This is a genomic window from Vannielia sp. SX4 (assembly GCF_052828525.1).
In genome coordinates this window covers 3,478,695-3,495,577 of the sequence record NZ_CM128247.1, presented here as the reverse complement: position 1 = coordinate 3,495,577, position 16,883 = coordinate 3,478,695, and the positions used below count along the sequence as shown (strand labels likewise).

18 protein-coding genes are annotated in these 16,883 nt (G+C 67.8%); 8 read left to right on the top strand and 10 right to left on the bottom strand.

What is annotated here, in order from left to right:
* Positions 1–8: 8 nt before the first annotated feature.
* Both ACUXVX_RS17260 and hemP read right to left on the bottom strand, forming a co-directional pair.
* The gene (locus ACUXVX_RS17260) at positions 9–419 is read right to left on the bottom strand and encodes a hypothetical protein (protein WP_446309260.1); all 411 of its coding nucleotides are present in this window, start codon (positions 417–419) and stop codon (positions 9–11) included.
* A 59-nt stretch (positions 420–478) separates the two neighbouring features.
* Positions 479–634 carry a hemin uptake protein HemP gene (gene hemP, locus ACUXVX_RS17255; RefSeq protein WP_222468402.1) on the bottom strand — a complete coding sequence of 52 codons (156 nt, stop codon included), beginning with the start codon at positions 632–634 and terminating at the stop codon, positions 479–481.
* A 324-nt stretch (positions 635–958) separates the two neighbouring features.
* Here hemP and ACUXVX_RS17250 point away from each other — a divergent pair, with 324 nt between their 5' ends.
* The 4 genes from ACUXVX_RS17250 to ACUXVX_RS17235 are packed head-to-tail and all read left to right on the top strand — an operon-like array spanning position 959 to position 3,512.
* On the top strand, positions 959–1,666 hold the full coding sequence (locus ACUXVX_RS17250) for an energy-coupling factor ABC transporter ATP-binding protein (protein WP_446309258.1): 708 nt from the start codon (positions 959–961) through the stop codon (positions 1,664–1,666).
* Positions 1,641–2,258: a CbiQ family ECF transporter T component gene (locus ACUXVX_RS17245; RefSeq protein WP_446309257.1), complete on the top strand. Its 618-nt coding sequence runs from the start codon at positions 1,641–1,643 to the stop codon at positions 2,256–2,258. Before ACUXVX_RS17250 ends, ACUXVX_RS17245 begins: the two co-directional genes overlap by 26 nt.
* Positions 2,255–2,815, top strand: a complete 561-nt coding sequence (locus ACUXVX_RS17240) for a biotin transporter BioY (RefSeq protein ID WP_222468405.1) — start codon at positions 2,255–2,257, stop codon at positions 2,813–2,815. The genes ACUXVX_RS17245 and ACUXVX_RS17240 overlap by 4 nt, the downstream gene beginning before the upstream one ends.
* 4 nt (positions 2,816–2,819) lie before the next feature.
* Positions 2,820–3,512 carry a nitroreductase gene (locus ACUXVX_RS17235; protein ID WP_446309256.1) on the top strand — a complete coding sequence of 231 codons (693 nt, stop codon included), beginning with the start codon at positions 2,820–2,822 and terminating at the stop codon, positions 3,510–3,512.
* Between the two features lie 143 nt (positions 3,513–3,655).
* Here ACUXVX_RS17235 and msrB read toward each other — a convergent pair whose 3' ends face one another.
* From msrB to ACUXVX_RS17205, 6 genes are all read right to left on the bottom strand, one after another.
* Positions 3,656–4,135, bottom strand: a complete 480-nt coding sequence (msrB, locus tag ACUXVX_RS17230) for a peptide-methionine (R)-S-oxide reductase MsrB (RefSeq protein ID WP_446309254.1) — start codon at positions 4,133–4,135, stop codon at positions 3,656–3,658.
* 116 nt (positions 4,136–4,251) lie between these two features.
* Positions 4,252–4,803: a fasciclin domain-containing protein gene (locus ACUXVX_RS17225; protein WP_446309253.1), complete on the bottom strand. Its 552-nt coding sequence runs from the start codon at positions 4,801–4,803 to the stop codon at positions 4,252–4,254.
* A 144-nt stretch (positions 4,804–4,947) separates the two neighbouring features.
* The gene (locus ACUXVX_RS17220) at positions 4,948–5,634 is read right to left on the bottom strand and encodes an anti-sigma factor (protein WP_446309252.1); all 687 of its coding nucleotides are present in this window, start codon (positions 5,632–5,634) and stop codon (positions 4,948–4,950) included.
* Positions 5,631–6,173 carry a sigma-70 family RNA polymerase sigma factor gene (locus ACUXVX_RS17215; protein WP_222468409.1) on the bottom strand — a complete coding sequence of 181 codons (543 nt, stop codon included), beginning with the start codon at positions 6,171–6,173 and terminating at the stop codon, positions 5,631–5,633. Before ACUXVX_RS17215 ends, ACUXVX_RS17220 begins: the two co-directional genes overlap by 4 nt.
* A gap of 288 nt (positions 6,174–6,461) precedes the next feature.
* Positions 6,462–7,013 (bottom strand): thioredoxin family protein, encoded by a 552-nt coding sequence (locus tag ACUXVX_RS17210; RefSeq protein WP_446309251.1) that lies wholly within the window; start codon positions 7,011–7,013, stop codon positions 6,462–6,464.
* A gap of 118 nt (positions 7,014–7,131) precedes the next feature.
* Positions 7,132–7,602: an Lrp/AsnC family transcriptional regulator gene (locus ACUXVX_RS17205; RefSeq protein ID WP_446309249.1), complete on the bottom strand. Its 471-nt coding sequence runs from the start codon at positions 7,600–7,602 to the stop codon at positions 7,132–7,134.
* A gap of 75 nt (positions 7,603–7,677) precedes the next feature.
* On the opposite strand from ACUXVX_RS17205, the gene ACUXVX_RS17200 reads away from it, so the two are divergent.
* Entirely contained in the window at positions 7,678–10,947 is a 3,270-nt protein-coding gene (locus tag ACUXVX_RS17200) for an L-glutamate gamma-semialdehyde dehydrogenase (RefSeq protein WP_446309248.1), read from the top strand.
* Between the two features lie 46 nt (positions 10,948–10,993).
* Here the strand turns inward: ACUXVX_RS17200 and ACUXVX_RS17195 are convergent, their stop codons facing one another.
* Together ACUXVX_RS17195 and ACUXVX_RS17190 are read right to left on the bottom strand one after the other, a co-directional pair.
* Positions 10,994–13,030 carry an oxidoreductase gene (locus tag ACUXVX_RS17195; protein WP_446309247.1) on the bottom strand — a complete coding sequence of 679 codons (2,037 nt, stop codon included), beginning with the start codon at positions 13,028–13,030 and terminating at the stop codon, positions 10,994–10,996.
* A 167-nt stretch (positions 13,031–13,197) separates the two neighbouring features.
* Positions 13,198–14,073, bottom strand: coding sequence for a MurR/RpiR family transcriptional regulator (locus tag ACUXVX_RS17190; RefSeq protein WP_410000865.1), 876 nt, complete (start codon positions 14,071–14,073; stop codon positions 13,198–13,200).
* Positions 14,074–14,167: 94 nt separating this feature from the next.
* Here ACUXVX_RS17190 and ACUXVX_RS17185 point away from each other — a divergent pair, with 94 nt between their 5' ends.
* Genes ACUXVX_RS17185 through ACUXVX_RS17175 form a run of 3 tightly spaced genes read left to right on the top strand, consistent with a single transcriptional unit; the run spans position 14,168 to position 16,883 of the window.
* On the top strand, positions 14,168–14,926 hold the full coding sequence (locus tag ACUXVX_RS17185; RefSeq protein WP_446309246.1) for an N-formylglutamate amidohydrolase: 759 nt from the start codon (positions 14,168–14,170) through the stop codon (positions 14,924–14,926).
* Positions 14,923–15,555, top strand: coding sequence for a TRAP transporter small permease subunit (locus tag ACUXVX_RS17180; RefSeq protein WP_446309245.1), 633 nt, complete (start codon positions 14,923–14,925; stop codon positions 15,553–15,555). The genes ACUXVX_RS17185 and ACUXVX_RS17180 overlap by 4 nt, the downstream gene beginning before the upstream one ends.
* A complete protein-coding gene (locus ACUXVX_RS17175; protein ID WP_446309244.1) occupies positions 15,555–16,883 on the top strand; it encodes a TRAP transporter large permease in 1,329 nt (442 codons plus the stop codon). Before ACUXVX_RS17180 ends, ACUXVX_RS17175 begins: the two co-directional genes overlap by 1 nt.

Below are 16,883 nucleotides of genomic sequence, written 5' to 3'. Positions count from 1 at the left end.
AGTTGGTTTCAGTGCAATGCCCGGGGTGCTGAGAGCATCTCGGTCATGTGGTTGAGCGCGAGCCCGGCGCGGGCGGCGGCCCCGAGCAGCCCGAGCGGTGGGCGGCCGGAGAAGAGGTGCAGGGCAAAGCCCATCGCGGCCTCCTCGTCGCCTGCCGCGGAGGCGGAGAGCAGGTGAGCAAAAGCGCTTTCATCGCCGCCATAACAGGCGCAGCCGGGCGCATGATGGCAGAACGCACGCGGGCGCTCGGCCAGCGCGCGGGCCAGACGTGCGAAGGCGGCATGGGCCTCGGCCCCGTCCTGCGCGCCGAGCAGCAGCGCGAAGTCCTCGGCCACCTGCGCATCGCGCCCGGTGAGGGTCATGCGCAGGAAGGTCACGGCGGCCAGCTCGGCAGGCGCCAGCTCCGCGGTGCGGCCCACGGGCGCAGCCCCGCGGGGCGCGCGGGGCGCAGGCCCCGAGGCGGGAAAGGCCGCGTGCTTCATTTGGTCAGGATCAGCTTGCCGGCGCGGGTGATGCGCAGGAAGTAGGTCTGCCCGTCGAGCTCGATCATGGCCTGGATGCCGCCCTTGGTCAGAGCGCGGGCATCGTGCAGGGGCAGGGCGGTTCCGGCGGGGGCGGTGACATGCGCGTTCATGCCCGGGCCTCCCCGACGATCCGGCGAAAAAGCCGGGCTTCGCCTGCGCCGTAGTGGCGGCAGAAGAAGCTCTGGAGGAGGGATGAATACGGGTCACTCAGTTGCGCGTTTCTCATGGGTCCACCTGTGCTTGGGTCTCCGGTTGTCTGACGTGTCCGGGCTGGCCCTTGGGCGGGATGGCTGGGAGTCGGGTTAATTCTGAGTGAATTACTTGGGTAAGTCAATTCTGATTGTTTTGGTCGGGAAATGCCCGGCCGCACAACGGGCCGGGCCTTACAATGCGGACCATTTCGGGCTAGGGCGGGCAAAACGGAGCGTGACGGGATGAGCGAAATCCGGCTGGAGAAGGCAGCTTACGGTGTGAACGGGCGGGAGATTCTCTGCCCGCTGACGCTCGCGCTGGACGAGCGCCGGATCGGCGTGGTCGGGCGCAACGGCTCGGGCAAGAGCACGTTCGCACGGCTGCTGGCCGGGCTGATTGCGCCGACGGGCGGGGCGGTCACGGTGGGCGGCGACGACCTCTACGCCGACCGCAAGGCGGCGCTGGCGCGGGTGGGCATCCTGTTTCAGAACCCCGATCACCAGATCATCTTTCCGACCTGCGGCGAGGAGGTGAGTTTTGGCCTCGTGCAGCAGGGCCGGGCAGATGCCGAGGCAGCGGCCCGCGCCGCGCTGGCGGAGATCGGCAAGGCGCATTGGTGGGACAGGCCGGTGGGCAGCCTGAGCGGCGGCCAGCGGCACTTGCTTTGCCTCGTTTCGGTGCTGGCGATGGCGCCGGAGTGGCTGATCCTCGACGAGCCTTTCGCGGGGTTGGACATTCCGACCACGCGGGCGCTGCACGCCCGGCTCGCCGCCCTGCCGCAGCGGGTGGTGATGATCAGCCATGACCCAGCGGCTCTGGAGGGCTTCGACCGGGTTATCTGGTTGGAGGCGGGCGCGGTGGCGGCCGATGGGCCTGCGGGCGAGGTGCTGGTGCGGTTTCGCGCCGCGATGGAGGGCGAGGGCGATGATCTCACTGACCTCGCCGGTTGAGACGGTTTTCCATCGCTGGCCCGCTGGGCTGAAGCTGGCGCTGCTCTGCGTGGCGGGCACGGGGCTGTTCATGGTCGCTTCGCTTGCCGGACAACTGGTGGCACTGGCGCTTGTCGCTGCGCTCTATGCCCTGCCGGGCGCGCGCTTTGCGCGGGCGGGGCTCGCTGCGCTGCGCCCGGTGGCGCTCTTCGCGGCGCTCATCGCGGTCTGGCATGTGGCGACCGGCACGCTGGCGGAGGGTGCGGTGATCGTGCTGCGGCTCCTCTCTGCGGTCGCGCTGGCCAACCTTGTCACAATGACGACACGCCTTGCCGACATGTTGGCAGTGCTGCACTGGCTGACCGCGCCGCTGCGCCGGATCGGGCTGAACACCCGGCCTATGGAGCTTGCCATTTCGCTGGTGATCCGGTTTATCCCGGTGCTGAGCGAGAAAGGCGCGGCGCTGGCCGAAAGCTATCGCGCCCGCAGCCCGCGACGCCGCGCCGGATGGCGCATCGCCGCGCCGCTGGCGGGGCTTGCGCTGGACGATGCGGACCATGTGGCTGAAGCGCTGAGGGCGCGCGGCGGATTGAGCGAAGGGGCACGGAAATGAGCAAGGTTTCGGAACGGGACGTGGTGATGATCGCGCTTTTCGCGGCGCTGATCGCGGTGCTGGGGCTGGTGCCCAAGCTGACGCTGGCCTCTGGCATCCCGATCACTGCCCAGACGCTGGGGATCATGCTCTGCGGCACCGTGCTGGGCGCATGGCGCGGCGCGGCGGCGGCGGCGCTCTTTTGCCTGCTGACCCTGCTCGGCCTGCCGCTGCTGGCGGGTGGCCGGGGTGGCCTTGGCGTGCTGATGACCCCTTGGGCCGGGTTCTTCGTGGGCTTTCCGATTGCCGCCTTCGTGACCGGCCTCGTGATGGAGCGGATGCGGGCGCTGCCGGTGGCGGCGGGCGCGGCGGCAGGCTCGGTCTTTGGCGGGATCGTGGCGCTCTATGTCTTTGCGCTGGCGTGGTACATGCTGGCCAAACCGGCGGGCCTCGGCGAGGCGGTGACCGTGGCGGCGCTGCCCTTCATCCCCGGCGATCTGATCAAGGCCGTGCTGGCCGCGCTGGTGACCCAGGCGCTGGCCAAGGCCCGGCCCGGCGCCCTGCCCAGCCGGGGCTGAGCTGGTGGACGGGGGCCGCAACGGCGCGTTGACGGTCAGCGAGGCGCTGGCGCAGCGCCGCTCGGTGCGCGGCTTCCTGCCCGATCCGGTGGAACGCAGCACGGTGGAGGCGATCCTGACGGATGCCCGCCGCGCCCCCTCGGGTGCCAACCTGCAACCCGGGCGATTCATCGCCCTCACCCGCGCCCCGCTGAAGGCGCTCTCTGCCGCGCTGGCCGAGGCCATCGCGGACGGGCGCCCGCAGGTGGCCGAATACTCCTACTTTCCCAAGAAAATGCCGCCCGAGCTGAAGGCCCGACAGCGGGCGGCAGGCTACGCGCTTTACGAGGCGCTGGGCATCGAGAAGCGCGACCTCGACGGGCGGCGGCGCCAGTTTGACCGCAATTATCGGTTCTTCGATGCACCGGTGGGGATGATCGTGACCATCCGGCGCGACATGGGCAAGGGCTGCTTCATGGACCTCGGCATGGCGATTATGGCGCTGCTGGCCTCGGCAGAATCGCGCGGGCTGGCCACCTGCGGGCTGGGCGCCATCGCCCATTACGGCGATGTGGCCCACGAGGCACTGGGCCTGCCGGAGGATGAACTGGTGGTCTGCGGGATCGCGCTGGGCCGGGCCGATCCGGCGCATCCGGCGAATGTGGTGCGCACCGAGCGGGAGCCGCTTGAGGCCTTCACGGAACTGCGCGGGTTTTGAACGGCGGTGGGCAGCTTGCCCATCCTATCCGACACCCCGTGATAAGGCCGATTGGCTCCCTTGAAAACAATCTGCCCGCCCCTGCGAGGGATGACGCGGGGCGGGCAGGGCGGCCCGGACGGAGGGGCCGGGCCGCGGGGGGATCAAGCCGGCAGGAAGGTGAGGCTCACCCCATTGAGGCAATGGCGCTTGCCAGTGGGAGCGGGCCCATCATCGAAGATATGGCCGAGGTGCGAGCCGCAGCGGCGGCAGTGGCACTCGGTGCGCACGGAGAAGAGTTTGCGGTCTTCCTTGGTGCCGATGGCGTCTGGCAGGGACTGCCAGAACGAGGGCCAGCCGGTGCCGCTGTCATACTTCGTTTCGGAGGAATAAAGCGGCAGATCGCAGCCCTTGCAGGCGTAGGTGCCAGCGCGCTTCTCGTCGTTCAGCGGCGAGGTGCCGGCGCGCTCCGTCGCTTCCTCGCGCATTACGGCGTATTCCGTCTCGCTCAGCATGGCCTGCCACTCGGCCTTGGTCCGGGTCACCTCGAAGTTGCCCTCGGTGGCGGCAAAGAGCCGGGGGCTGAGCACCATGGCCACGGGGATCGCGGCCGTGGCGGCTGAAAGAAAATCGCGGCGGTTCATCGGAGGCTCCAATCGGACGGCGGGTGAATTGGGTGGGGTGGCACCCCTCCGCTGCGGGGCAGAGAGGTGCCGGGGCCTGGCCGGGGCTAGGGAGCACCCGGCCAGGATGGGAGGTTTTACATCTTCGGCAGAAGCACGGCGTCGACCACGTGGATCACACCATTGGATTGCTTCACGTCGGCGATGGTCACCTTGGCCATGCCGCCGTTCTCGTCTTCGATCACGATGTCATTGCCCATCATCTTGGCGGTGAACACGCAGCCACCCACGGTCTGGATCGGGTGCGCACCATCATCGTCCATGATCATCTGGCCGATCGCAGCCGACATCGCATCAGCGGCCACAACGTGGCAGGTGAGGATCTTGGTCAGCTGGTCCTTATTCGCGGGCATCAGCAAGGTCTCCACGGTGCCATCGGGCAGGGCCTCGAAGGCGGCGTTGGTCGGCGCGAAGACGGTGAAGGGGCCTTCACCCGAGAGGGTCTCGACCAGACCAGCAGCCTGAACGGCGGCGACCAAGGTGGTGTGGTCGGCGGAGTTCACCGCGTTCTCGACGATGTTCTTGTCCTCGTACATCGCGGCGCCGCCCACTTCGGGGTTGGCGGCAAAAGCGGTGCCGGCAACGAGTGCGGCAGCGGCGGTGGTGGCGAGGGTTTTGGCGAAAGTCATTGGGGTTTCTCCCGGTCAGTCATTCTCCCCGACCGTTGTGGCGGGGTTCTGTAGGGAGTTACGGAGCGACTTGGAGATTGGTTTCACACGAAGCCGTGATAATCTCTCAAGCGGCTGATTTTGCGCGATATATTCGCTGGTGCTTTAAAGCGTTTGCACCGGGGCGGCGGCCAGAACATCGCCTGTGGGTGCGCCGGTGGGCGAGCCACCGGGCGGCTCGTCGGAGATCGCCAGCGTGCCGCCGGTAAAGCCCGCGCGCAGGGCCTCGGGGAGCGGCACGCGGAAGTCGTCAGCCTCGGGGAAGACGCCGAGCGAAACCGGCGCAGGCGCGCCATCGGCAATGAGCCAGAGCTCCAGCGCCCGGCCGGGGCGGGGGCCACCTGATTCGCGGATCACATGTAGCTCGCCCTCTGGGCTGAGCGCGGCCAGCACGGTGAGCGAGCCATCCTCCGCCGCAATGCGCGCCTGATGGGTGGGCGCGACGGCGGGGCTTGGATCGATGGCGAAGAACACGGCCACGGCAACAAGCGCGGCGGCGAGGCCCCCGGTGAGCCACCCCCAGAGCGGCAGGCCACGGCTCTGCCCGGCGGCCTGATCGGCCCCATGAGCGGCGGCCTCGATCCGGCGCCAGAGCGCGGCGGGCGGGGTCTCCTCGACCTCGTCGGCGAGGCTGGAAAGCCCCTCCTGCCATTCGGTCACCAACAGGCGCAGCCCCGGCTCGGCAGCCAGACGGGCCTCGAAACCGGCCACCTCCTCGGCGGAGAGCAGACGCAGAACGTACTCGCCCGCGAGGGCGATGTCGTCTTCGTCATATGTGGCCTGCTCGGTCATCGCTCGAGGCATTCTTTCAGTTTTATCAGGCTGCGGCGCAGCCAGGTTCTCATCGTGTTGAGCGGCACGCCGTAGTGGCCTGCCAGCTCGGTGTAACTCGCGCCCTCCAGGTAGGCGCCGCGCACGGCCCCCGCCCGGTCGGGCTCCAACTCGCCCAGACAGGCCCCGATCCGCGCGGCCTCACCTGCGGCCACCGCCGATTGCTCGGGCGTGGGCCCCTTGGCCACCAACTCGGGCGCGTCCTCCAGCTCGTCCGCCGGGGGCGCCTTGGCCCGCAACCGGTCGATCGCGAGGTTCCGCGTGACGGTCGACAACCATGCCATCGGCGAGGGACCGCCGGCCACATAGCTCTCGGCCTTGCGCCAGACGCGGAGGTAAACCTCTTGCAAGGCATCTTCCGCTTCGGAGCGCTCCCTGAGGATACGGAGGCAGATGCCGAAAAGTTTCGACGAGGTGGCCTGATACAGCGCGGCAAAGGCTGCCCGGTCGCCCAGAGCGCAGCGCGCAATCATACCTTCGATCTCTTCGGACGTAGCCATGGGCGCGACCGTAACAGCCTCTTTCCACAATAGCGAGACGCCCGCGGTCCTTGCCGACCGCGAGCGCCTCTACCCTTCACACTCTTACTGCAAACCGGGGTCGCGCCCCCAGCAAGGCGCTTCGCGCCCGGCCTGCATCAGAAGACACGGGCGGCCGGTGCGGGAAGTTTCAGGCAATGCGAAAAAATCGCACAACTTGTTCATTTTATTGCTAAAAATATCCCGGGGAGCGCGAGGGGCTGGCCCCTCGCTGCCGCCGGCCCGCCGCAACCGCGGCGCTTGTGATCTTCAGGCGGCCTTCCATTTGATCGAGCAACCCATCGAGGGCACCTGTTCGTCCGGGCCGCGCCCGGTGGCGGCGACCTGCATCATCGCCTCGACAAGCTCGCGCGGCGCATCGGCGGGCGCGTCGTTCTTGCCGAATGCGTCGAGCCGCCCACGATATTGCAGCTCGCCGGCTGCGTTGTAGCCGAAGAAATCGGGCGTGCAGACGGCATCATAGGCGCGCGCCACCTCCTGGCTCTCGTCGTGGAGATAGGGGAAGGGAAAGGCCTTTTCCTCGGCCCAGGCCTTCATGTTCTCGAAGCTGTCGGCCGGGTGGCTGTCGGCGTCGTTGGCGCAGATCGCGGCCACCCCGATGCCCGCGGTCTGCAAGGTCTGCGCATCCACGATCAGCCGGTCGATGATGCCTTTCACATAGGGGCAGTGGTTGCACATGAAGATCAGCAGCATGCCCTTTTCGCCCGCCACGTCGGCAAGGCTCCAAGCCTTTCCATCGGTGCCGGGCAGGGTGAAGTCGGGGGCGGGCGTGCCAAGATCGGCGGCGGGGGGCTGGGGCATGTGGGTCTCCTCTCGGTTCAGGGAGAGGCTAGCGCGTTCGGCGCGCGTGTCGAGGGCCGGTCCGTGGGGTTGTGGCTGAGGCGATAAGGGGCCGGGGGCCGCGAAAAGCGGGCGAGAGTCAGCCGTCTTTTACCACTTCGAGGGCCACGTAGGAGGAGGTGGAGGCGACATGGGGCAGCTCCGAGAGCTTTTCGCCCATCACCTCGCGGTAGCTGGCCACGTCGCGGGTGCGGACCTTCAGTAGGTAATCGAAGCCCGACGCGATCATGTGGCACTCTTCCACCTCGGGCAGCGCTGCGACGGCGGTGTTGAAGGCCTTCAGCGCCTTCTCACGGGTATCGGTGAGGCGGACCTGCACGAAGGTGACGCAGCCGAGCCCAAGCTTGGGCCAGCTCAGGGTGGCGTGGTAGCCGGTGATCAGCCCGGCCTCCTCCAGCCTGCGAACCCGCGCCAGCACCGGGGTCTTGCTGAGGCCGACGCGGCGGGCGAGTTCTGTCATCGTCAGCCGGGCATCGACGCTGAGTTCGCGGATGATGGCTTCGTCCAGCGTATCAAGCTCTATGGCGGCATTTCGTCCGATTTTTTGCATCACTTTAATCCATTCGGGCTGGCTTGCTCTCAACTATAGACACATCGTCTGCCGGAAAGAAGCGATACTCACCCTATGAGCACGCACCCCACACCCCCCGCCACCTCCGCCGCCCTCGGGCAGATCGACGCGCTGAAGCGCCAGCCGGAACCCGCGCTGGTGGAGCGGCTCATCACTGAGGCGGCGCTGGATGGCGCGGCGCGGGCGGAGATTTCATCCGAAGGCGCAAAGCTGGTGCGGCGCATCCGTGCCGATGCCCGGCCCGGTCTGATGGAAGTGTTTCTGGCCGAATACGGGCTTTCGACCGATGAGGGCGTGGCGCTGATGTGCCTTGCCGAGGCGCTCCTCCGGGTGCCGGATGCCGAGACCATCGACGACCTGATCGAAGACAAGATCGCCCCCTCGGACTGGGGCAAGCACATCGGCAAGAGCGCCTCGCCGCTGGTCAATGCCTCGACCTGGGGGCTGTTCCTGACCGGCAAGGTGCTGGACGAGCGCCCCGGCATGGCGACCCGGCTGCGGGGCGCGGTGAAGCGGTTGGGGGAGCCGGTGATCCGCGCCGCCGTGGGGCGGGCGATGCGCGAGATGGGCCGCCAGTTCGTGCTGGGCGAGAGCATCGGGGCCGCGATGAAGCGCGCGCAGGGGATGGAGGCCAAAGGCTACACCTACAGCTACGACATGCTGGGCGAGGCGGCGATGACCGCGGCTGACGCAGAGGGCTACGCCAAGGCCTACGCCGATGCGATTGCCGCGATTGCAAAAAACTGCAAGGGCGCGATGGCGGAGAACCCGGGCATCTCGGTGAAGCTCTCGGCGTTGCATCCGCGCTACGAGGTCGCCAAGCAGGACCGGGTCATGGACGAGCTTGTGCTGGTGGTCACGCGGCTGGCGCGGCAGGCGGCGGAGGCGGGGATGAACTTTGCCGTCGACGCCGAGGAGGCCGACCGGCTGGTGCTCTCGCTCAAGGTGATCGAGGCGGTGCTTTCCGATGAGGCGCTGGCGGGCTGGGATGGCTTCGGCGTGGTGGTGCAGGCCTATGGCCGCCGCTGCGGTGTGGTGCTGGACTGGCTGCATGACCTCGCCGCGCGGCTCGGCCGCCGGATAACCGTGCGGCTGGTGAAGGGCGCCTATTGGGACAGCGAGATCAAGCATGCGCAGGTGGAGGGGTTGGAAGACTTCCCCGTTTTCACCGCCAAGCCTGCGACCGACATCAGCTACATCGCCAACGCCCGCAAACTGCTGGGCATGACCGACCGGATCTATCCGCAGTTCGCCACTCACAACGCCCATACTGTCGCCGCCGTGCTGCACATGGCGCAGGGCCTGCCCCGCTCGGCCTTCGAGTTTCAGCGGCTGCACGGCATGGGGGAGCGGCTGCATGATCTGGTGTTGGCCGACAGCGGCACCAAGTGCCGGATCTACGCGCCTGTGGGCACTCACAAGGACCTGCTGGCCTACCTCGTGCGGCGGCTCTTGGAGAACGGCGCGAACTCCAGCTTCGTGAACCAGATCGTCGATGAGAGCGTCCCGCCGGAGGTGGTAGCGGGCTGCCCGTTCGAGGCCTGGAGCGGGTCGGCGAAAATCGCCAAGGGGCCGGAGGTGTTTGCGCCCAGGAAAAACTCGCGCGGGTTCGATCTGAGCGATGTCGGCGAGCTGGAGCGGATCGGCGCGGCGGTGGCCGGGGCCGAGCCGCGCGGACCTGTGGCGGATGCGGGGGCCGAGGAGGTTGAGGCGGCGCTGGTTGCAGCGCTGCCGTGGGATGCGCCGGTGGCCGAGCGGGCGGAGGTGCTGCGGCGCGCGGCGGAGTTCTACGAGCGCGAATGGGGCGCGCTCTTTGCGGTGCTGATCGCCGAGGCTGGCAAGACGTTGCCCGATGCGGTGGGCGAGTTGCGCGAGGCGGTGGACTTCTTGCGCTACTACGCGGGCGAGGCGGAGGCAGCGCCCGAAGAGGCGCAGGCGCGGGGCGTGTTTGCCTGCATCAGCCCGTGGAACTTTCCGCTGGCGATCTTCACCGGGCAGGTGGCCGCCGCGCTGGCGAGCGGCAACGGCGTGCTGGCAAAGCCCGCCGAGCAGACCCCGCGCATCGCCGCGGCGGCGGTTGCGCTGCTGCATGAGGCGGGCGTGCCGCGCGAGGTCCTGCAACTGGTGCCCGGCGAGGGCGCGGTAGTGGGCGCGGCGATCACCTCGGACGCACGGGTGAGCGGCGTGGCCTTCACCGGCTCCACCGCAACGGCCAAGGCGATTGCGCGGGCGATGGCGGGCGGCATGGCCCCCGGCACGCCGCTGATCGCGGAGACCGGCGGCCTCAACGCGATGATCGTCGACAGCACGGCGCTGCCGCAGCAGGCGGTGCGCGACGTGGTGGCCTCGGCCTTCCAATCTGCCGGACAACGTTGCTCGGCGCTGCGCTGCCTTTACGTGCAGGAGGACGTGGCCGAAGGCTTCATCGAGATGCTGAAGGGCGCGATGGATGAGCTGGCCGTGGGCGACCCGGGGCGGCTGAAAACGGACGTGGGTCCGGTGATCGACGCGGAGGCGGCGGAAGAGATCCGCGCTTATGTGGAGGCGGCCAAAGCTGACGGGCGGTTGGTGAAACAGCTTGACGCACCGGAGGGGAACTTCGTGGGGCCGGCGCTGATCCGCGTGGGCGGGATTGCCGACCTCGGCGGGCGCGAAGTGTTTGGGCCGGTGCTGCATGTGGCAACCTTCAAGGCCGGGAAGATCAGGCAGGTGGTGCGCGACATCAACGCCACCGGCTACGGGCTGACCTTTGGGCTGCACACCCGGATCGACACACGGGTGCAGGTGGTTTCGGACGCCGTCGAGGCGGGCAATGTTTACGTGAACCGCAACCAGATCGGCGCGATCGTGGGCAGCCAGCCCTTTGGTGGCGAGGGGCTTTCGGGCACTGGGCCAAAGGCGGGCGGGCCGCATTATTTGCAGCGCTTCCGGCAGGGGGCCGTGGAGCGGCCTGCGGAGGTGATCGGCATGGGTGGGCCAACCGGCGAGGCCAACCGGCTGCGACTGGAGCCGCGCGGCGGTGTCGTTTGCTGCGGGCCGGACACGGATGCGCAGGTGGCGGCGGTCGAGGCGCTGGGCGGGCGGGCCGTGGCGGCCTCTGTCGCAGAGGCGCTTGAGATGGACGCGCTGTCGGCGGTGCTGTTCTGGGGCGACGAGGCGGAGGCGCGCAAGATTGCGGTTGCCTTGGCCGAGCGCGACGGGCCGGTGGTGGCGCTGGTTCGCGGCCAGCCGGACGTCGGGCACGTGATGCACGAGCGGCACCTCTGCGTGGACACCACGGCGGCGGGCGGCAACGCGGCGTTGCTGGCGGCGGTCTCGGAATAGGGGCTGAGTGGTAGCCAGCTGACGGAGGGGCGGGACGAAGCCCGCCCTACAGGGCCTTGCAGAGGCGGAGCGCGTCGTAGATTGCCGCGTGGGTGTTGCGCGAGGCCACGGCATCGCCGATCCGGAAAAGGCGGAAGCTGCTCTCCGGGTTCGGCGCAAGGGTCTGCGGGGTGCCGTTGCGCAGCGCGGTGTAATCGACCTCGCCGAGGTTGCGGCTCAGGGGCTTCAGGTCGAAGTAGAGGTCATCGAGCGGGCGGGTGCCGTTGGAGATGACGACCTGATCGACTTCGCGGGTGGCACTCGCGCCGTAGTCGGAGCCGATCTGGGCGGTCAGGGCGTTGCCATTGCGGGTGATCCCGTCGAGCCGCCACATGACGGTGGTTTGCACGCCGAGGCGTTGGAGCGCCTGCATCGCGGGGGTCAGGGTCATGCCCATGACCTCGGGTGCGAAGGAGCGGTCGCGGGTCATGATCTCGACCTCGCCGCCCGCCTCGGCGATCATCTCTGCGGCTTGCAGGGCGGTGTAATCTCCGGCCTCATCATACACCAGCACGCGCCTGCCGGGGGCGGCGTCACCAGAGAGGATGTCCCACGGGGTGACGGCCAGCTCGTTGTTCTCGCTCAGGTAATCCTCCGCCGCGAGGCCGCCGGTGGCGATGATGGCCACATCGGGCGGGGCGGCGGTAATGTCTTCAGGCTCGATCCAGCTGTTGTAATGGAAGGTGACGCCGAGGCGCTCGCATTCTGCGAGGCGCCAGTCGATGACTTGCATCATCTCGGCGCGGCGGTGCGAGCGGGCGGTAAGGCGGATCTGGCCGCCGGGGTGGGGCGCGGCCTCGTGAAGGGTCACAGCATGGCCGCGTTCGGCGCAGACACGGGCGGCCTCCAGCCCGGCGGGGCCTGCGCCGACCACGGTGACGGTGAGCGGTGTTTCGGCGGGGGCGATGTGGTGCGGCTGCTCCAGCTCGCGGCCGGTGGCGGGGTTGTGCAGACAGAGTGCGGCGCCGCCCATGTAAATCCGGTCGAGGCAGTAGTTGGCGCCGACGCAGGGGCGGATGCGGTCTTCCTCCCCGGCTTCGATCTTGGCGATGATATCGGGGTCCGCGAGGTGCGCGCGGGTCATGCCGACCATGTCGAGCTTGCCCGCGGCAACGGCGTGACGGGCTGTCGCCACGTCCTGAATTTTCGCGGCGTGGAAGGTTGGGATTTGCGCCTCTGCCCGGATTTCACCCGCGAAGTCGAGGTGCGGGGCGGAGGGCTGGCCCTGCACCGGGATGATGCCGGTCAGCGCCGCGTCGGTCTCCAAGTGGCCACGGATGACGTTGAGAAAGTCGACGTGGCCGGAAGCCTTGAGGCGCTTGGTGATCTCGATCCCATCGGCACGGGTAATGCCGCCTTGTGTGGCCTCGTCGGCGACGTATCGGATGCCGACGATGAACTCGGGGCCCACGCGGGCGCGGATTGCCTCCAGCACCTCCTTCGTGAACCGCAGACGCGAGTCATAATCCTGCGGGCCGTAGGGGCCGGTGAGCTGGTTGCGGGAAGGCGACCAGAAGGCATCCATCAGATGGCCGTAGCTCTCGAGCTCGATCCCATCGAGGCCTGCCGCCTGCATCCGTTCGGCGGCATCGGCGTAATCGGAGATGATGCGGGCGATGTCCCAGTCTTCGAGCTGCTTGGGGTAGTGCCGGTGGGCGGGTTCGCGGGCGTGGCCGGGCGAGAGAGCAGGGAGCCAGTCGCCCCGGTCCCACCGGGTGCGCCAGCCGAGGTGGGTGAGCTGGATCATCACCGCCGCGCCGTGCTCATGGCATTCTTCGGTGAGGGCGCGCATCCAGGGCACGCAGTCGTCCTTGTAGGCGAGGATGTTGCCGAAGGCGGGCGGGCTGTCAGGCGAGACGACGGCGGAACCGGCTGTCATTGTGAGTGCGACGCCGCCCTTGGCGCGGGCCACGTGGTAAGCGCGGTAGCGGTCCTTGGGCAGCCCGTCCTCGGTGTAGGCGGGCTCGTGGGAGGTGATCATCAGCCGGTTGCGCAGCGTGAGGTGCTTGAGCTGGAAGGGCTGGAGGAGGGGATCTGTGGCCATGGGCGGAGGGTGGCGTGGCGGCGGGGGAGGCGCAAGGGTGCAGGGCGACAGGCGGGGGCGGGTTTGCGACCTCTGGCGCGCTCGGCTGAGCGAGCTCCCTCGGGCATTTCCTTACCTTGGCATTGCGCCAGCGCGAAGACGTCTCAACGGGCAGGTGAGCGGCCCCGTCAGCCCCGGAAGATCTTGCTCGCCCCGATCATGTCTTCCAGCGCCGAGATGCGCTCGGCGGAGGAGGCGGCTGCGCGGGTTTGCACCTCGGCCACCAGCGCCTCGACCAGCAGGTTGATCGCCAGCGTCGAATCCCAAGAGGAGGGTACCTCGACCATCGCGCGGAACACGTGGGCGGCGTGGCGCTCGATCGGCGAGCCCCATGCGTCGGTAAAGAGCACCACGTCTGCGCCGGCCTCCACCGCAAGACCGGCGAGCTTTTCCAGCTCGCGCTCGTAGCGGCGGATATCGAAAACCACCAGCACCGCGCCCGGCCCCATGTCGAGCAGGGCCTGCGGCCAGACCGAGGGAGAACTGTCGAGCAGGGTCACGCCGGGGCGGATGATTTGCAGGTGATTGAAGAAGTAATGCGCGTTCGACCGGGTGATCCGCCCGCCGAGCAGGTGCAGCCGCCGGGCCGGGTCGGAGAGCAGGGCGGCCACGGCGTCGAAGGTGGCCAGATCGAGCCGGTCCAGCGTGCGGTTGATGTTGGCGGCCACGGCTTCGGTGAAGCGGGCCACGATATGGTCGCCGGAGGGGGCGACATCGAGCTTGGCCAGCGGGCGTTTCATCCGGGCGGCGATCTCGTCGCGGATCGCGTCTTGCAGATCGGGGAATCCGTCGAACCCCAGCTTGCGGGCCAGCCGGATGATCGTGGGGGTCGAGACCTCGGCCGCCTCGGCCAGCCGGGTGATGCTTTGCAGCCCGGCGACGAGGGAATCGTCCAACAACACGGCGGAGAGCTTGCGCTCGGCTGCGGTGAGCTCGGCCTGTCGTTCCTTCAGCAGATCGCGGATCAGCGGCTTGGGGCCCAAGTCTTGTTCCTTTCGATACATCCGCAGCACGAATGTAAGTAACGTTACAGGAAAAATCTTGACATGCCACAAAATCCTGTAGTGATGATTACGAAATTCGACATGGGGGATGAAGGTGGCCGAGAGTTGGGAGCCGGTGGAGGTAACGCGGGCCGAAGGGCGCGGGCCGGTGGTGCTGGTCTGCGAACATGCGAGCCGCGCGTTTCCGCAGCCGTGGGGAGACCTCGGGCTGAGCGCTGAGGCGGCGGAGAGCCACGCGGCTTGGGATATCGGCGCGCTCGATGTGGCCCGCGCCCTCGCGGCCCTGCTCGACTCGCCCCTCGTTTCGGCCCGCGCCTCGCGGCTGATCTACGACCTCAACCGCCCGCTGGAGGCGCCCGATGCGATCCCGGCGCAGAGCGAGTTCTACACCGTGCCCGGAAACGCCGGGCTGAGCGCGCAGGAGCGCAGGCAGCGCCATGCCGCGCTGCATGACCCGTTTCATGGCACGCTGGCCGATGTCATCGCCGGACGGGAGAGCGACGCGCTGGTGACCATCCACAGCTTCACCCCGGTCTATCGCGGCGTGAAACGTGATGTGGAACTGGGCTTTCTCTACCATTCCGACGACCGGATGGCCGAGGCTGCGCTTGCCGTGGAGCGGGCCAAGGGCACATATCGCGCCGCGCTGAACGAGCCCTATGCCGCCTCCGATGGCGTCACCTACACCCTGCGCAAACATGGCGATGCAAACGGGCTGCCCAGCCTGATGATCGAAATCCGCAATGACCTGATCGACACCGAGGCCCGCGCCCGCGACATGGCGGTGCATCTGATGCCCGCGCTGGCTGCCGCCATCGCGGCAGTCGCCGAAGATCGGCAGGCCGCCGAATGAGCTTTTTGCGCGGCTTCGTTGCGGTGGTCGACCGCTTCAACCACGGCCTTGGCCGGATCATGATGTGGGGCATCTTCGCGCTGATGGGCGTGCTGCTCTGGTCCACATGGACCAAGTTCGCCGGCGCGCCCTCGCTCTGGACGCTCGAAATGGCCCAGTTCGTGATGGTGGGCTACTACATCCTCGGCGGTCCCTACGCGATGCAGATGGGCTCCAACGTGAGGATGGACCTGTTCTACGGCGAGTTCTCCCCGCGCCGGAAAGCGGCATTCGATGCCGTCACCGTGCTGTTTTTGCTTACATATCTCGGCTTCCTGCTATGGGGCGGGATCGGCTCCACCGCCTATTCTCTGGGCCACTTCACCGGCGAGCCCTTCAGCTTTTTCGCGGAGCTGACCGGCGCATTCTTCTCGGGCGGCAGCGAGGCGGCGGGAGAGGTGATGGGGCATATGGAGACCTCCAACTCCGTCTGGCGGCCGCCACTCTGGCCGATCAAGCTGGTGATGTGCGTGGGTATCCTGCTGATGATCCTGCAATCGCTCTCCGAGCTGGTGAAGGACATCGTCTTCCTGCGCACCGGCGAGCGGATTGCCGTGCCCAGTGACCGCGCGGCGGGAGGGGTGGCCTGATGCCCTACGAATTGATCGCGCTTCTGATGTTCTCGACCATGATGGTCATGCTCTTCACCGGGCAGCGGGTGTTCGGGGCCATCGGATTTGTTGCCGTCATCGCCGCCTTCCTGCTCTGGGGCGACCGGGGTGGATATGATCTTGGCTTCGCCGCCGCCATCAAGCTGATGCGCTGGTATCCGCTGCTCACGCTGCCGATGTTCATCTTCATGGGCTACGTGATGAGCGAGTCCAAGATCGCCGATGACCTCTACAAGATGTTCCACGTCTGGTTCGGCGGCATCTCGGGCGGGCTGGCCATCGGCACCATCGGGCTGATGGTGCTGATCTCAGCGATGAACGGCCTCTCCGTGGCGGGCATGGCGATTGGCGCGACCATCGCGCTGCCGGAACTGCTGAAGCGGAACTACGACAAAATCATGGTGACGGGGGTGATCCAGGCCGGGTCATCGCTCGGCATCCTGGTGCCGCCCTCGGTGGTGCTGGTGCTCTACTCGATGATCGCACGTCAGCCGGTGGGCCAGCTTTGGCTCGCGGGAGTGGTGCCGGGGCTGATGATGGCGGCGCTCTTCGTGGTCTACATCTACGTCCGTTGCCAGATGAACCTCGCGCTCGGGCCGGTGCTGCCGAAGGAAGAGCGTGACGCGGTGCCGATGGCCGAAAAGCTGCGGCTGCTGACGGCGGGCATCCTGCCTGTGGTGATCTTCGCGGTGATGATGGTGCCCTTCGTGATGGGCTACACCTCCCTTGTGGAAAGCTCCGCCGTCGGCGCATTGGCCGCGCTGGCCGCCGCAGTGCTGAAGCGCCGGATGAGCTGGCGCGTGTTCGAGACTTGCCTGCGCCAGACCCTCGGCGTGACCTGCATGTTCATGTGGATCATCCTCGCCGCCCTCGCTTTCGGCGCGGTCTTCGACGGGCTGGGCGCGGTGAAGGCGATCGAGAACCTCTTCACCGAGCAGCTGGGCCTGAACCCTTGGGTCATCCTGATCCTGATGCAGCTCAGCTTCCTCGTGATGGGCACTTTCCTCGACGACACGGCTATGCTGGTGATCGTCGCGCCGCTCTACGTGCCGCTGGTGGGCGAACTCGGCTTCAACCTTATCTGGTACGGCGTGCTCTACACGATTACCTGCCAGATCGCCTACATGACCCCGCCCTTCGGCTATAACCTGTTCCTGATGCGGGCGATGGCGCCGCCGGAGATCGGGATCAAAGATATCTACCGTTCCATCGTGCCCTTCGTCGGCGTGATGGCCGTGGCGCTGGCCCTCGTGATGGCCTTCCCGCAGATCGCGCTGTGGCTGCCGGACCTCGTTTACAACAACTGA

Bases quoted from the DNA above. Each gene is read 5' to 3' on its own strand.
- hemP (WP_222468402.1), bottom strand. From the start codon at position 634: ATGAACGCGCATGTCACCGCCCCCGCCGGAACCGCCCTGCCCCTGCAC.
- ACUXVX_RS17250 (WP_446309258.1), top strand. From the start codon at position 959: ATGAGCGAAATCCGGCTGGAGAAGGCAGCTTACGGTGTGAACGGGCGG.
- ACUXVX_RS17245 (WP_446309257.1), top strand. From the start codon at position 1,641: ATGATCTCACTGACCTCGCCGGTTGAGACGGTTTTCCATCGCTGGCCC.
- ACUXVX_RS17240 (WP_222468405.1), top strand. From the start codon at position 2,255: ATGAGCAAGGTTTCGGAACGGGACGTGGTGATGATCGCGCTTTTCGCG.
- msrB (WP_446309254.1), bottom strand. From the start codon at position 4,135: ATGAACCGCCGCGATTTTCTTTCAGCCGCCACGGCCGCGATCCCCGTG.
- ACUXVX_RS17225 (WP_446309253.1), bottom strand. From the start codon at position 4,803: ATGACTTTCGCCAAAACCCTCGCCACCACCGCCGCTGCCGCACTCGTT.
- ACUXVX_RS17220 (WP_446309252.1), bottom strand. From the start codon at position 5,634: ATGACCGAGCAGGCCACATATGACGAAGACGACATCGCCCTCGCGGGC.
- ACUXVX_RS17215 (WP_222468409.1), bottom strand. From the start codon at position 6,173: ATGGCTACGTCCGAAGAGATCGAAGGTATGATTGCGCGCTGCGCTCTG.
- ACUXVX_RS17210 (WP_446309251.1), bottom strand. From the start codon at position 7,013: ATGCCCCAGCCCCCCGCCGCCGATCTTGGCACGCCCGCCCCCGACTTC.
- ACUXVX_RS17205 (WP_446309249.1), bottom strand. From the start codon at position 7,602: ATGCAAAAAATCGGACGAAATGCCGCCATAGAGCTTGATACGCTGGAC.
- ACUXVX_RS17200 (WP_446309248.1), top strand. From the start codon at position 7,678: ATGAGCACGCACCCCACACCCCCCGCCACCTCCGCCGCCCTCGGGCAG.
- ACUXVX_RS17195 (WP_446309247.1), bottom strand. From the start codon at position 13,030: ATGGCCACAGATCCCCTCCTCCAGCCCTTCCAGCTCAAGCACCTCACG.
- ACUXVX_RS17190 (WP_410000865.1), bottom strand. From the start codon at position 14,073: ATGTATCGAAAGGAACAAGACTTGGGCCCCAAGCCGCTGATCCGCGAT.
- ACUXVX_RS17180 (WP_446309245.1), top strand. From the start codon at position 14,923: ATGAGCTTTTTGCGCGGCTTCGTTGCGGTGGTCGACCGCTTCAACCAC.
- ACUXVX_RS17175 (WP_446309244.1), top strand. From the start codon at position 15,555: ATGCCCTACGAATTGATCGCGCTTCTGATGTTCTCGACCATGATGGTC.